Raw genomic sequence first — 13,290 nt, forward strand, 5'->3', positions numbered from 1 at the left:
CGCGATAGCACGATTTCGGCCGCCGCGCAGCCCCGAACCTCAGCCGCCGAACGGCAACTCCGCCGTGCCCTCGTCGTCATTGCGACGACGGCCGCCCGCCTCGCTCACACGGCGGAAGCGCCAGCGCACCGAAGCCTGGTGCAGCGCGCGCCCATAGACGACGATCTGCTCCGCGCGCCGGCTGCCGCGAATATCGGAGAGGCGGATGCTCTCCTCGATCATCGCGTCATGGCCATTGGTTTCGAATTCCCAGGCGGATCCATCGGGCAGCGCGAGCAGGACCGCATGGCCGCCCTTGATCCGGCTCGCCTTGACGGCCGGATGGAGATGAAAGCGGATCGCGAAGGAATCCTTACCGCCGCGCGCCACGGCCGCGCCGGTCGGGCTGGTGAAGCTGTCCATGCCATCCAGAACATCGCCATAGCGCGAAAGCGTCAGCCGCCTCTCATGGCGGATGCCGAAGCGCGAGACATAGCCATCGTGCGCGGCGGTGATGACCGTCTCGCCACGCTCCTCCTGGCGCGACAGCTCGACGCGCTGCGGCCCCGAGACGATCACCTCGCCGATCCGGCGCGAGAGCAGACTGCCGGTCAGGAAACGGCAGGAAGAGGAATCGTTGAGCGTGACGGTGGAATGGGCCGCCGTCGTGCGGGCGAGGCGGCGAAGCGCCAGATTGCCGCGGGCGGGGACACCGCAATTGACGACGATCGGATGCCGGCCGGCGCTCATCTCGAAGGAAAGACAGCCGGCATGGGCCTCGAGGGAAAGACCCGGCGCGGGCGGCGCGCCGGTATCGGTCAGCACCACCGTGTCGCCGGCATCGAGACGCTGATAGCCGGCATAGGGCGCATTGCGCACCGGCGCCCCGCGCGCATCGTCATAGGCGAGCACGGTGGCGAGAAGGCCGAGCTCCGTATCGCCCATGCCGTTGAACTTCGCGAACGAGCCATCGCCGTGCCGGAAGAAGCGCAGCATCGGCATCATGCGGTCGATCGCGCCGAGCAGCGCGGGCGTCGGCTGCAGGCCGCGCGCCGTGAACGCCTGCCGGAGCGGCAGCAGATCGACCAGTATTTCCAGCACCGCGCCGGGATTGCGACCGACATGGCCGCCATCGGGCAGGACCTGACGCGCCAATTCGCGGTCGAGCCAGCGCGAGGCCTGCCGCACGAAGCGGGTCTGGTCGGAGAGCGAAAGCCCGGCCGCCGAGAGCGCCGTCACGACATGAAGCCGCGGCAGGCCAGGCCGCACATCGGGCGCGATCCGGCGCAGCTGGCGCACCTGCTTGGTGAGCGAGCGCATGAAGCGGCGATAGAAGGCGTGGTCGCAGCCCTCGAGGATCAGCGGCGTCTGCGCGAGCCAGGAGATGATGCGCCGCGCCATGACCTGCGGATCGCGAGCCATCGGATCGTGGTTCTTCTGGAACTTGATCCACTCGTCGACCAGCGAGCGCGCATTCGAGCGCGAGACCGCGAGATCGGAGGCGCGCAGATGGCGAAGCCAGCCGAAGCCGTGCAGGCCCGCCGCCCATTCGGGCGATGGCGCCTCGATCTCGAACACCGAGAAGCCGGAGACATCGACGACATCGCCGGCAAAGACGAACCGTCCGGCATAGATGTCGTGCGCGATCGTCGGATCGGCCGTCCTGAGATCGGTCGGCGCAATCAGCAGCCGATCCGGGATCTGGCCGAAATAGCGCCAGCGATAGAAGGCGCCGGCATGAAATGCATAGCGGGCGCGGCGCCAGGCCGACGCAAGCACGAAGCGGAAAAGCCGCCCCCGCCCGGACCCCGCTCGCAACGCCATACCCCCATACCTCCCTCGACCAACGCAAGCGCGGCCATTTCGAATCGCTGATGTGTTCGATCGGGCCAATCTAATGGCCCGATCGATCAAATTGAACCAGCTTGACGTTACCTAGAGCTTCCGCAGCCGCGCCGCGAAAAACCCGTCCAAACCGGACAAACGCGGCTCTTCTTGCGGAAGATCGGACGGAAGCGTCCTCAGGAAGCCATCGCGACAAATCGAATCGATTCCGCCGACATCGGCGGGAGCGACAGGCTCGAGCGCCAGCGGCAGCGTGCCGAGCGCGCGGTGGATCTGCGCCTCGCCCTCTGCCGGCTCAAGAGAGCAGGTGCAATAGACGAGCGTGCCGCCACGCTTCAGCAGCTCCGTCGCCTTGGTGAGCAGGCGGAACTGCAGATCGGCGAGAGCTGCGATATCGGCCGGACGCTTCAGGAAGGCGACATCGGGATGGCGGCGGATCGTGCCGGTCGCCGAACAGGGCGCATCGAGCAGGATCGCATCGAAGAGCACGTCCGGCGTCCAGTTCTCGACATCGGCCGCGACCGTCTCGACCTTGAGATGCAGGCGCTCCAGATTCTCGCGGACGCGGGCGAGCCGCATCTCGGAAATATCGACCGCCGTCACGATCGCGCCGGCGGCGGCGAGCTGCGCGGTCTTTCCACCGGGGGCGGCGCAGAGATCGGCCACCAGCTTGCCCTCGACCGGACCGAGCAAACGCGCCGGCAAGGCGGCAGCCGCGTCCTGAACCCACCATTCGCCTTCGGCAAAGCCCGGCAGCGCCTCGATCGGCCCATGCGCGATCAGGCGGATCGAGCCGGTCGGCAGGACAATGCCACCCAATTGCTCCGCCCAGTAATCGGGGCGGGATTTGACAGTGATGTCGAGCGATGGTTCCAGCACATGGGCGGCGGCGATGGCGCGCGCCGTCTCGGTGCCATAGGCCTTGGCCCAGCCGCGAAACAGCCAGTCCGGCGTGTTCAGGTCGATCTCGTCCTGGTCGGCCAGGATCGCATCACGCTGCTCGGTCAGGCGGCGCAGCACGGCATTCGTGAGGCCCTTGAAATGGCGGGCGTCGCGATCGCTCTCGGCGCTGTCGACGGCAACGGAGACCGCCGCATGGTCCGGCACGTCCATGAACAGGATCTGCGCCGCGGCAATGTCGAGGATCGCCGCGAGCGGACCCGATTTCTTCGGCACGGGCTTGTCGAGGAAGCGGCCGAGCGCATCACGTATCTGCCCGTGGCGGCGAAGCGCCGTGCCGAGCAGTGCCCGGGCGAGTCCGCGCTCACGCGGGTCGAGCTTGTAGAAGGGGCCGTCCGTCGCTTCCAGCACGGCTTCGGTGGCGCGATGATCGACCAGCACGGCCTGGAGGGCGGCGGTCGCCGCCATGCGCGCTTCGACGCCGGCGGCGAGCTTGGGCTTGCGGGCCGGCGCGGCGCTCTTGTTTCCCTTGCGGGGCGCGGGCCGGTTCAACCCCATGGTCCCCGGCTCGTGCCGCCGGCCTGGTTGCCCCAGGGGCCGCGCGGCGCATCGTCGGCACGACGCTGACGAGCACCGAAGCCGCCGGGCAGGTCGACGCGCCGCGCCGCCATGCCCCCGCTGCTGCCGCCCATCTGGCCTTCGAGCTCCATGAGAGCCGCGATGCGGTTCTCGGTCGCCGGATGGGTCGAGAAGAGATTGTCCATGCGCTGTCCGGATAGAGGATTGATGATGAAGAGATGGGCCGTCGCCGGGTTGGCTTCGGCCGCATCGTTCTGGATATGCGAGGCACCACCGGCGATCTTGGAGAGCGCCGTGGCGAGCGAACGCGGCGAACCCGAAATCTCCGCGCCCATGCGGTCGGCGGCATATTCACGGGTTCGGCTGATCGCCATTTGCACGAGCATAGCCGCAATTGGCGCAAGAAGCGCCGCGGCAATCGCGCCGATCGGCCCGAGCGGGCTGTTATTGTCACGCCGGCCACCGAAAAAGAAGGCGAAATTGGCGAGCATGGAGATCGCGCCGGCAATCGTCGCGGTGATCGTCATGGTCAGCGTGTCGTGGTTCTTCACATGAGCGAGTTCGTGCGCCATCACGCCGGCGACCTCGTCAGGCGTCAGCGTCTGCAGCAGGCCGATCGACGCGGCCACCGCTGCGTTCTGCGGATTGCGGCCGGTCGCGAAGGCGTTCGGCTGCGGCGTATCGATGATGTAGACCTTCGGCATGGGCAGGCCCGCACGCGCCGCGAGCCTCTGGACGATGCCGTAATATTCGGGCGCCGTGCGCGCATCGACCTCGCGGGCGCCATACATCGACAAGACCATCTTGTCGGCGTTCCAGTAGCTGAAGAAATTCATGCCGGCGGCGATCACGAAGGCGATCATCATGCCGCCCGTGCCACCCACCAGATAGCCGACCCCCATGAAGATGGCGGTGAGGCCCGCGATCAGTATGGCAGTCCGCATGATGTTCATCGTCATCGCCCGCTACGCGCGGTCTCCCTGAGGCCTGTATTCGGCGTCCCATATGATGGTAGTGCTTCGGCGGATGAACAAGACGATCTCCAGCCGGCGCGATAGGCGCGGCGGTGCTACTGATGGGTGATCGTCGTCAAGGCTGGTGGCTGCGTAGGCGGATGAGCGTTGTGAATCGAACGGAGCGGCTGCGCAATCTTCTTGCGCATCTGCGTGAAACTCTTGGCATCGATCTTGGTTTCAGGCTTTGGGACGGCTCGACCGTTCCGGCCGATCTGGCGCCCGACGCGCTGGCGGTGGCCATCGCCGACGAGAGCGTCCCGGCGGCGCTGTTCAGGAAGCCGAACCTCAATACGCTGCTCAACCTCTATGTGACACGGCGCATCGACATCGTGAACGGCACGCTGTTCGACATGGTCGCGCAGAAGCCGAAGGTCCGCTCGCGCGAGGTGCGCCGCCTGCTGGACAAGAAGCTGCTGTTCCGCTCGGTCGCCGACTATATCTTCCGCTCGCGCGGCGGCCCCTGGCCGCTCGAGCAGATCCGCGGCGACAAGGCGACCGCCGATGGCAGCGAGACGGCGAACAAGGAGAACGTCCACTATCATTACGACGTCTCCAACGCCTTCTACGCGCTCTTCCTCGATCCGGAGATGGTGTATACCTGCGCCTATTTCCGCGACTGGAACAACGATCTCGCGACGGCGCAGCGCGACAAGCTCGACATGATCTGCAAGAAGCTGCGGCTGAAGCCCGGCGAGACCCTGCTCGATATCGGCTCGGGCTGGGGCGCGCTCGTCTGCCATGCTGCGCAGCATTACGGCGTCAACGCCGTCGGCGTGACCCTGGCGGGCGAGCAATATGTCTATGCCCGCGAGAAGGTCATCCGGCTCGGCCTGCAGGACAAGATCCGTTTCGAACTGCGTGACTACACGCTGGTGCAGGGCCAGTTCGACAAGATCTCGTCCATCGGCATGTTCGAGCAGGTCGGCATCGACAACTATCCGCAATATTTCCAGACGGTGAACCGCCTGCTGAAGCCGGGCGGCCTTTATCTCCACCACGCCATCGCGCGCCCGGCCAAGCGGACCGAGAAGGTCTTCCGCAAGACCAATCCGGAATATGCCGCGATCCGTCGCTATATCTTCCCCGGCGGCGAACTCGACCATCTCGGCATGTCGGTCGCCAATCTCGAGCGCTACGGCTTCGAAGTGCACGATGTCGAGGGCTGGCGCGAGCATTACCAGCATACGCTGCGCCATTGGCACGACCGGCTGCTCGCCCGCTATGACGATGCGGTCAAGGAGATTGGCGAGGTCAAGACGCGGCTCTGGATCGCCTATATCGCCGGCTGCTCGATCGCCTTCGAGCGTAACTCGGTCACGATCAACCAGACGCTGGCCTCCAAGCGCCAGCGCGGCCCGTCCGGCCTGCCGCCGACACGCGCGGATCTCTATGTCTGAGGGATTGAAAGCATGAGCGAGAAGGACATGCCCGCACCTGCCGCCAGCCGGCCCCTGACCCCGGAGGCGCAGCGCGCGCTGGAGGAGGCGGCCGAGCGCCGTCGCGCGATCGACGAGGCGGCCCGTGGCCCGCGCGAGATCAACGGCCGCGCCGGCCCGGAGCCGGTGCGCTATGGCGACTGGGAAAACAAGGGCATCGCCAGCGATTTCTGAGGCGGGCGCGCTGCCTCGCCGCCGATGAAGCGCCCGATGAGCCCTCTCTCCCGCAAAGCGGGGGAGAGTTGGAGAGGGGGCGCCTCACCGTGTCATCGGACGCGCTCCTCAGTCCTCGCATGCGGGGAATTGCCTCGGGCCCTCCCCCGCAAGCGGGAGAGGGTAAGCAAGGCAACCGGCTGCTTTTTACACCGGCTCCGTCTTCCGGTTCTGCCGGTTGGCGATCAGGTCATCGACCACCGCCGGATCGGACAGCGTCGAGATATCGCCCAGCGCGCCGAACTCGTCCTCGGCGATCTTGCGCAGGATGCGGCGCATGATCTTGCCCGAGCGCGTCTTGGGCAGGCCCGGCGCGAACTGGAGCAGGTCCGGGGTCGCGATCGGCCCGATCTCGGCCCGCACCCAGTTCTTGAGCTCCTTGCGCAGGTCCTCCGACGGCGAAACGCCGTGCATCAGCGTGACATAGGCGTAGATGCCCTGCCCCTTGATGTCGTGCGGATAGCCGACCACCGCCGCCTCGGACACCTTGGTGTGGGAGACGAGGGCGCTCTCGACCTCGGCCGTGCCCATGCGATGGCCTGACACGTTGATGACGTCGTCGACGCGGCCGGTGATCCAGTAATAGCCATCGGCGTCGCGCCGGCAGCCATCGCCGGTGAAGTACATGTTCTTGTAGGTCGAGAAATAGGTCTGCTCGAACCGGTCATGGTCGCCATAGACCGTGCGCATCTGGCCCGGCCAGGAGTCGAGGATCACGAGATTGCCCTCGCAGGCCCCCTCAATGATCTTGCCGTCGGCGTCCACGATCGCCGGCTGCACGCCAAAGAACGGCCATGACGCGGAGCCGGGCTTGAGCGGCGTCGCGCCCGGCAGCGGCGTGATCAGGACGCCGCCGGTCTCCGTCTGCCACCATGTGTCGACGATCGGGCAGCGATTCTCGCCGACAACGCGGTAGTACCACTCCCAGGCTTCGGGATTGATCGGCTCGCCGACCGAGCCGAGCAGGCGCAACGAGGCGCGCGAAGACGATTTCACGGGCTCGTCGCCAGCCTGCATCAGCGCGCGAATCGCCGTCGGCGCGGTGTGGAAGATCGTCACCTTGTGCTTGTCGACCACCTGCCAGAAGCGCGCATTGGTCGGATAGTTCGGGATACCCTCGAACATCACCACGGTGGTGCCGTTGGCGAGCGGGCCATAGACGATATAGCTGTGCCCGGTGACCCAACCCACATCGGCCGTGCACCAGAAGACGTCGTCCTCGCGGATGTCGAAGACGATCTCATGCGTCAGCGCCGCATGGAGCAGATAGCCGCCCGTCGTGTGCAGCACGCCTTTCGGCCGCCCGGTCGAGCCTGAGGTGTAAAGGATGAAGAGCGGATCTTCCGCATTCATCGGCTCGGGCTCGCAGACGTCGGAAACCGTCGCGGCGATCTCGTGATACCAGTAGTCGCGGCCGGCATGCATGGCGACTTCGCTGCCGGTCCGCCGGATGACGAGCACTTTTTCGTCGCCGATCGTCTTGGTCAGCGCGGTATCGGTATTGTGCTTGAGCGGGACCTTCTTGCCGCCGCGCAGGCCTTCGTCAGCGGTGATGACGACCTTGGAATGGCAATCGCCGATGCGGCCGGCGAGGCTGTCCGGCGAGAAGCCGCCGAAGACGATGGAATGAATCGCGCCGATGCGCGCGCAGGCGAGCATCGCCATGGCCGCTTCCGGGATCATCGGCAGGTAGATCGTGACGCGATCGCCCTTCGCGACACCGAGCTTCTTCAGCACATTGGCGAAGCGGTTCACCTCGGCATGAAGCTCGCGATAGGTGATCGAGCGGCTCTCGCTCGGATCGTCACCCTCCCAGATGATCGCGACCTTGTCGCCCCGCGTCGCGAGATGGCGGTCGAGACAGTTGGCCGAGGCGTTGAGCACGCCGTCCTCGAACCATTTGACCGAGACCGCACCGGGCGCGAACGAAGTGTTCTTGACCTTGGTGAAGGGCTTGATCCAGTCGAGCCGCTCGGCCTGCTCGGCCCAGAAGCCGTTCGGGTCCTCGACCGACCGGCGATACATCGCCTCGTAGGCGGCCGCGTCGACCCGGGCCGACTGGCTCCAATCGGCGGGAACCGGATGGATGGTGTCGTGCATACTCTTCCTCCCTCGGGCGGCGGCAGCGCGAGGCCCCGACCGCCCATCACAATCCACATCGGCATCCGGATACCGTTCGGCGCCTTGCGGCGCCGGTGGCTCCCCTCCCGGATGCCGGCATTTTAACCCGGCTCAACGCCGACGTCAGCATCCACGGAGAGAACGGCAACGCGCTTCAACGCCGCATCTTCCAGCGCCGGATGGACCGGCACATCATAGGCCGCAATTTCACGGACGCCCCGGCGCGGCCGATAGTGCCGCCCCGGATCGCCGGCGAGGACCGTGACGCCCGCCGCCGCGAGCGCGCCGAACCACGGCGTCGCAGCGGCTGCGAAGCTGCGGTCATAAAAGACATCGCCGGCGAGCACGATATCGACCGCCGGCCTGGTTCCGATCAGATCGGCGCATTGCGCCGTGACGGCCACGGCGTTGGCCGCCATATTCTCCTGAATGGCCGCATGAGCGAAGGGATCGATATCGACCGCCTCGACAAGAGCCGCGCCCGCCTTGGCGGCGGCGATCGCGACCAGGCCGGAGCCGGAGGCAAAATCGAGCACGCGCTTGCCGGCGACGATCCCGGGATGATCGAGGATGAAACGTGCGAGCCCCTGCCCGCCAGCCCAGGCAAACGCCCAGAACGGCGGCTGCAGATCGCCAAGCCCGAGCTCGGCCTCGGTCAGATGCCAGAGCGCGGTTGCCTCATCCGCCTGATGGAGCCGGACTTCCGGCACGAAGGCGACGGGCGCGAGGCGCGTCTGCGCGCGAACGAAGGCCGCGCGGTCGGCGACCGTCAGGGTTCGAGCCCGCCCAGTTCGCAGACGATCGCCCATTCCTCGTCGGTGACGGGCTGCACGGAGAGGCGTGAATTCGACACCAGCGCCATGCCCTTCAGGCGCGGCTCGGCCTTGGCCTCAGCGAGCGAATAGGGCTTCGGCAGATCACGAACGGCGCGAATGTCGACGCATTCCCACTGGCCGGTCCCATCGGTCGAATCGGGATGGGCGAGCTTCACCACCTCGACGATGCCGACAATCGCCTTGCCTTCGTTCGAATGGTAGAAAAAGCCCCGATCGCCGACCTGCATGGCGCGCATGTTGTTGCGCGCCTGATAGTTGCGGACGCCGTCCCATTCCTGACCGGCCGCGCCCTTCTGCTTCAGATCGTCGAAGGAGAAGACGTCGGGTTCAGACTTGTAGAGCCAATGCGCCATGGCAATCTCCGGGGACGGTCGTGTCGGGAACGGATCAGGCGGGCTTGCCGACGACCCAGCGCCAGGGACGGATCTGGCGCGATTCGAACAGGTCCGCCTTGGCATAGGGATCGTTGTCGATGATGGCGACAACGCCGGCCTCGTCATCCGCCTCGACGATCAGCAGGGTGCCGATCATGCCCTCGCCGGTCTCGTCCAGGAACGGGCCGGCGATCGGGATGCCCGAAGACTTCAGCCATTCGATATGAGCCGGCCGATTGGCCAGGCGGATCGGCAGACCGTCTTTGCGGTCGGTGAGGATGACGGCAAAATGCATGGGGTTCCTCCAGGAAAACGCGCGGCACGTTAAGCGGCAGGCCAACGGCCGTAAAGTGCATGTGTCGGCAGGGGTGCGAATTCGTTTCGAACGCCGCCAGGACCCACGAGATGCGGCCTCTCAATCGGTCTCGTGCTTCAGCGGGCGGCTCATGAGCGAGCCGATCGCCTCGTCAATGCCGACTTCTCCCTCGACGATCGCGGCGACCGCCTCGGTAATCGGCATTTCCACCTGATGAACGCGGGCAAGTTCGCGCGCCACCGGCGCCGTCGAGGCGCCTTCCACCAGCACCCGTGCGGGGTCCGCGCCCTGGCCAAGCGCGACGCCGAAGGCGAAATTGCGCGATTGCGGCGACGAACTGGTGAGCACGAGATCGCCGAGGCCGGACAGGCCCATCAGCGTCTCCGGCCGCGCGCCCATGGCCGCGCCGATGCGGCGGAGTTCGGCGAAGCCGCGCGCGACCAGCGCGGCCGAAGCGCTGGCGCCGAGCCGTCGGCCGGTGACGATGCCGGCCGCGATGGCCAGCACATTCTTGAAGGCGCCACCGATCTCGACGCCGATAATGTCGGTCTCGGCATAGGGGCGGAAGCTGATCGAGCCGAGCGCCTGGCAGATATCCATGGCGAGCCGCGGCTCGGCAGCGGCGATCGTGACGGCGGTCGGCAGGCCGCGCGCGACGTCGGCCGCGAAGCTCGGGCCTGAGAGCACGGCCGGCGCGGCCGGCGGCAGGGCCTGTTCGAGCACCTCGGTCGGGCGGAACATGGTCGAGCGCTCAAGGCCCTTGGCGCAGATCACCACCGGCGTGTCGTCGGCAATGCCGGCAAGCCTCCTTGCGACGGCGCGCACAGTCTGCGTCGGCGTCACGAGCAGAATGGCGTCTGCCGTGACGGCACGTGCGAGATCATCCGTCACCTCGATCGCCGCCGGCAGCACAATGCCCGGGAGATGCCGGCTGTTTTCGCGTGTCGCGGCGAGCTCGCCGATATCACGGCCCCAGAGCACGACCGAGCGGCCGGCCCGTTCGGCCGCCAGCGCCAGCGCCGTGCCCCAGGCGCCGGCTCCGACAATCGCAACGCGCTCGATCGTCATGCCTCGGTCTCATCCTGTTCGAGCCGTCGCAGCAGCTCGGGAAACAGCGCGTCGAGCCGGCCGAAGAGGACGGGAACGACCGGCAGCAGCGGCGCCCATGAATAGGCGAAGCGGATCGGCTTGCCGCCATCATCCGGCGTTTCCTCGGTCCATTCCCAACGCTCTGGGAACTCGCCCGCGAGCTCGACATGGAAATAATGACGCAGATGCTGATGCCGGACTTCGTCGGCCTCGTAGACATAGGTCATCTCGCCGAGCGGCTCGAAATGGTCCGGCGCGTCGAGGCCCGTCTCCTCCTCGAATTCGCGCCGCGCCGCCTCTTCCACCGTCTCGTCGTCGGCGACCGTGCCGCCCGGCACCTGCAGCCCGATATGCGGAAAATCGGGCTCCTCGAAGACGAGGATCTGGTCGCGCCAAGTCGCGTAGATCACGACCTTCCTGCGAAAGCGGAGCGGGAATCGCGGTTTGGTGCTCATGCCTTGGCGCCCTTATGCCCGGAGCCGATCAGGGGCGCGGCCATCTGGTCGAGCGGCCAGCGCGGCCGGGCCGGCGCATCGAGATCGTCGACGAGGCCGAGCGCCAGCCGCTCTGCGCCCGCCCAGGCGATCATCGCGCCATTATCCGTGCAGAGCTCCAGCGGCGGGGCGACCAGCCTGAACCCGCGCGCGCCGAGTTCGGCCTCGAGGCCTGCCCGCAGCGCCTTGTTGGCCGCGACACCGCCGGCGACGACGAGCGCTGGCAGCGCGATATCGGGGAAAGCCGCGCGGAAGCGATCGAGCGCGTGGCCGATCCGATCGCGCACGACGGCGGTCGCCGTCTGCTGGAAGGCGGCGCAAAGATCCGCCACATCCACGTCGGAGAGCGGCGCGATCGCTTCGGCCTCGATGCGAAGCGCGGTCTTGAGGCCCGAAAACGAGAAATCGGATCCAGCCCGGCCCAGCATGGGGCGCGGCAGCGCTAAACGATCGGCGCGGCCGAACGCTGCCGTGCGCTCCACGGCCGGCCCGCCCGGATAGGGAAGGCCGAGCAGTTTGGCGGTCTTGTCGAAGGCCTCGCCGAGGGCGTCGTCGATCGTCGTGCCCCAGCGCTCATACTGGCCGACGCCGCGCACGAGCAGGATCTGGGTATGGCCGCCGGAGACGAGGAGCAGGAGATAGGGGAAATCGAGCCCGTCGGTCAGCCGTGCCGTCAGCGCATGGCCCTCGAGATGGTTGACGGCCAGCAGCGGCTTGCCGGCCGCGAAGGCGATCGCCTTGGCCGTGGTGAGGCCGACGATGACGCCGCCGATCAACCCGGGCCCCGCCGTCGCCGCGACACCGTCGAGATCGGCGAAGCGCACGCCCGCCTCGTCCATCGCCGCCGCGATCACCCGGTCCAGCGCCTCGACATGCGCCCGCGCCGCGATTTCGGGCACGACACCGCCATAGGCCGCATGATCGGCGATCTGCGACAACACGACATTCGAGAGAATCGTCCCCCGGCCATCGGCGTCGCGCGCAACGATCGAAGCCGCGGTTTCGTCGCAGCTCGTCTCAATGCCGAGGACAAGAACAGGAGCCGAAACCATGAGGGCCTCTTGACGCGGAGGGATCGCTTGCTTGCGGTCGGGCGCGCGGTGACTAGACTGCGCCCGACTCCGTCCCCGTAGCATCCGGACACGACCCCTTGCAATTGGCCGCTTCCCCTTCGCTTCTTCGTATCGGCACGCGCGGCAGCCCGCTGGCGCTCGCACAGGCGCATGAAACCCGCGCCCGGCTCGCCGCCTCGCAGGATCTTGCCGAGACGGAGATCGACGTCGTCGTCATTCGCACCTCAGGCGACCGCATCCAGGACCGACCGCTTTCCGAGGTGGGCGGCAAGGGCCTTTTCACCAAGGAGATCGAGGAGGCGCTGATGAGCGGCGCCATCGATCTCGCCGTCCATTCCTCCAAGGACATGCCGACCGTCCTGCCGGACGGGCTGGTGCTCTCGGCTTTCCTGCCGCGCGAAGATGTGCGTGACGCCTTCATCTCGCCCCTCGCCGGCACGCTCGCCGACCTGCCGCAGGGCGCCGTGCTCGGCACGTCGTCGCTGCGCCGGCGTGCCATGGCGCTTCGCCTGAGGCCGGATCTCCTGACCGTCGATTTTCGCGGCAATGTCGAGACGCGGTTGCGAAAGCTCGCGGAAGGCACGGCCCATGCCACGCTGCTGGCGCTCGCGGGATTGAAGCGACTCGGCCTTGCGGACCACGCCACCAGCATCATCGAGACCGATGATTTCCTCCCCGCCGTCGGCCAGGGCGCTGTCGCCATCGAGACGCGCGCCGACGATCCGCGCATCCGCGAGATCGTCGGCCGGGTCAACCATGCGGCCACCTCGATCGCGCTCAGCGCCGAGCGCGCCTTCCTGCTGCGCCTCGATGGCTCCTGCCGGACGCCGATCGGCGGGCTCGCGACGGTCGAAGGCGATCAGCTGGTCTTCCGCGGCATGGTGCTTTCGCCGGATGGCGCGCGTTCCGAGGCGGCCCGCCTGACCGGCACGGTGGCGGATGCCGAACGAATCGGCACCGAGGCGGCCGACGAACTGATCGGTCGCGGCGGCGCCGCATTCTTCCGCGCAGAATGAGCG

Annotated in this window: 13 protein-coding genes; 3 read left to right on the forward strand and 10 right to left on the reverse strand. The window is 67.2% G+C overall.

Annotated elements, in window-relative coordinates:
• Nucleotides 1-39: 39 nt before the first annotated feature.
• The 3 genes from QO014_RS08290 to htpX form a co-directional block, all read right to left on the reverse strand.
• Complete coding sequence (locus QO014_RS08290) at nt 40-1,803, reverse strand: heparinase II/III family protein (protein ID WP_266348212.1); 1,764 nt, start codon at nt 1,801-1,803, stop codon at nt 40-42.
• Nucleotides 1,804-1,914: 111 nt separating this feature from the next.
• Entirely contained in the window at nt 1,915-3,282 is a 1,368-nt protein-coding gene (gene rsmB / locus QO014_RS08295; protein WP_266348213.1) for a 16S rRNA (cytosine(967)-C(5))-methyltransferase RsmB, read from the reverse strand.
• Complete coding sequence (gene htpX / locus QO014_RS08300; protein WP_266348214.1) at nt 3,273-4,256, reverse strand: zinc metalloprotease HtpX; 984 nt, start codon at nt 4,254-4,256, stop codon at nt 3,273-3,275. Before htpX ends, rsmB begins: the two co-directional genes overlap by 10 nt.
• 161 nt (nt 4,257-4,417) lie before the next feature.
• Here htpX and QO014_RS08305 point away from each other — a divergent pair, with 161 nt between their 5' ends.
• The gene (locus QO014_RS08305) at nt 4,418-5,716 is read left to right on the forward strand and encodes an SAM-dependent methyltransferase (RefSeq protein ID WP_266348215.1); all 1,299 of its coding nucleotides are present in this window, start codon (nt 4,418-4,420) and stop codon (nt 5,714-5,716) included.
• Between the two features lie 12 nt (nt 5,717-5,728).
• Entirely contained in the window at nt 5,729-5,929 is a 201-nt protein-coding gene (locus tag QO014_RS08310; RefSeq protein WP_266348216.1) for a DUF1674 domain-containing protein, read from the forward strand.
• Between the two features lie 186 nt (nt 5,930-6,115).
• Here the strand turns inward: QO014_RS08310 and acs are convergent, their stop codons facing one another.
• From acs to tsaD, 7 genes are all read right to left on the reverse strand, one after another.
• Nucleotides 6,116-8,068: an acetate--CoA ligase gene (acs, locus tag QO014_RS08315; RefSeq protein ID WP_266348217.1), complete on the reverse strand. Its 1,953-nt coding sequence runs from the start codon at nt 8,066-8,068 to the stop codon at nt 6,116-6,118.
• A 122-nt stretch (nt 8,069-8,190) separates the two neighbouring features.
• Entirely contained in the window at nt 8,191-8,898 is a 708-nt protein-coding gene (locus tag QO014_RS08320; RefSeq protein ID WP_266348218.1) for a class I SAM-dependent methyltransferase, read from the reverse strand.
• Nucleotides 8,859-9,278 (reverse strand): EVE domain-containing protein, encoded by a 420-nt coding sequence (locus tag QO014_RS08325; RefSeq protein WP_266348219.1) that lies wholly within the window; start codon nt 9,276-9,278, stop codon nt 8,859-8,861. Before QO014_RS08325 ends, QO014_RS08320 begins: the two co-directional genes overlap by 40 nt.
• 34 nt (nt 9,279-9,312) lie before the next feature.
• Nucleotides 9,313-9,594, reverse strand: coding sequence for a YciI family protein (locus tag QO014_RS08330; RefSeq protein ID WP_266348220.1), 282 nt, complete (start codon nt 9,592-9,594; stop codon nt 9,313-9,315).
• 120 nt (nt 9,595-9,714) lie between these two features.
• Nucleotides 9,715-10,683 carry an NAD(P)H-dependent glycerol-3-phosphate dehydrogenase gene (locus QO014_RS08335; RefSeq protein WP_266348221.1) on the reverse strand — a complete coding sequence of 323 codons (969 nt, stop codon included), beginning with the start codon at nt 10,681-10,683 and terminating at the stop codon, nt 9,715-9,717.
• A complete protein-coding gene (locus QO014_RS08340) occupies nt 10,680-11,159 on the reverse strand; it encodes an NUDIX domain-containing protein (protein WP_266348222.1) in 480 nt (159 codons plus the stop codon). The genes QO014_RS08335 and QO014_RS08340 overlap by 4 nt, the downstream gene beginning before the upstream one ends.
• Nucleotides 11,156-12,250: a tRNA (adenosine(37)-N6)-threonylcarbamoyltransferase complex transferase subunit TsaD gene (gene tsaD, locus QO014_RS08345; protein WP_266348223.1), complete on the reverse strand. Its 1,095-nt coding sequence runs from the start codon at nt 12,248-12,250 to the stop codon at nt 11,156-11,158. The genes QO014_RS08340 and tsaD overlap by 4 nt, the downstream gene beginning before the upstream one ends.
• A gap of 98 nt (nt 12,251-12,348) precedes the next feature.
• Here tsaD and hemC point away from each other — a divergent pair, with 98 nt between their 5' ends.
• Nucleotides 12,349-13,287, forward strand: coding sequence for a hydroxymethylbilane synthase (gene hemC, locus QO014_RS08350; RefSeq protein WP_266348224.1), 939 nt, complete (start codon nt 12,349-12,351; stop codon nt 13,285-13,287).
• Nucleotides 13,288-13,290: the final 3 nt, after the last annotated feature.

The organism is Kaistia dalseonensis, assembly GCF_030814715.1.
Classification (GTDB): domain Bacteria; phylum Pseudomonadota; class Alphaproteobacteria; order Rhizobiales; family Kaistiaceae; genus Kaistia; species Kaistia dalseonensis.

What these genes read in the sequence shown, in the direction of transcription:
- QO014_RS08290 (WP_266348212.1), bottom strand. Translation starts at nt 1,803, where the DNA reads ATGGCGTTGCGAGCGGGGTCCGGGCGGGGGCGGCTTTTCCGCTTCGTG.
- rsmB (WP_266348213.1), bottom strand. Translation starts at nt 3,282, where the DNA reads ATGGGGTTGAACCGGCCCGCGCCCCGCAAGGGAAACAAGAGCGCCGCG.
- htpX (WP_266348214.1), bottom strand. Translation starts at nt 4,256, where the DNA reads ATGAACATCATGCGGACTGCCATACTGATCGCGGGCCTCACCGCCATC.
- QO014_RS08305 (WP_266348215.1), top strand. Translation starts at nt 4,418, where the DNA reads ATGAGCGTTGTGAATCGAACGGAGCGGCTGCGCAATCTTCTTGCGCAT.
- QO014_RS08310 (WP_266348216.1), top strand. Translation starts at nt 5,729, where the DNA reads ATGAGCGAGAAGGACATGCCCGCACCTGCCGCCAGCCGGCCCCTGACC.
- acs (WP_266348217.1), bottom strand. Translation starts at nt 8,068, where the DNA reads ATGCACGACACCATCCATCCGGTTCCCGCCGATTGGAGCCAGTCGGCC.
- QO014_RS08320 (WP_266348218.1), bottom strand. Translation starts at nt 8,898, where the DNA reads ATGGGCGATCGTCTGCGAACTGGGCGGGCTCGAACCCTGACGGTCGCC.
- QO014_RS08325 (WP_266348219.1), bottom strand. Translation starts at nt 9,278, where the DNA reads ATGGCGCATTGGCTCTACAAGTCTGAACCCGACGTCTTCTCCTTCGAC.
- QO014_RS08330 (WP_266348220.1), bottom strand. Translation starts at nt 9,594, where the DNA reads ATGCATTTTGCCGTCATCCTCACCGACCGCAAAGACGGTCTGCCGATC.
- QO014_RS08335 (WP_266348221.1), bottom strand. Translation starts at nt 10,683, where the DNA reads ATGACGATCGAGCGCGTTGCGATTGTCGGAGCCGGCGCCTGGGGCACG.
- QO014_RS08340 (WP_266348222.1), bottom strand. Translation starts at nt 11,159, where the DNA reads ATGAGCACCAAACCGCGATTCCCGCTCCGCTTTCGCAGGAAGGTCGTG.
- tsaD (WP_266348223.1), bottom strand. Translation starts at nt 12,250, where the DNA reads ATGGTTTCGGCTCCTGTTCTTGTCCTCGGCATTGAGACGAGCTGCGAC.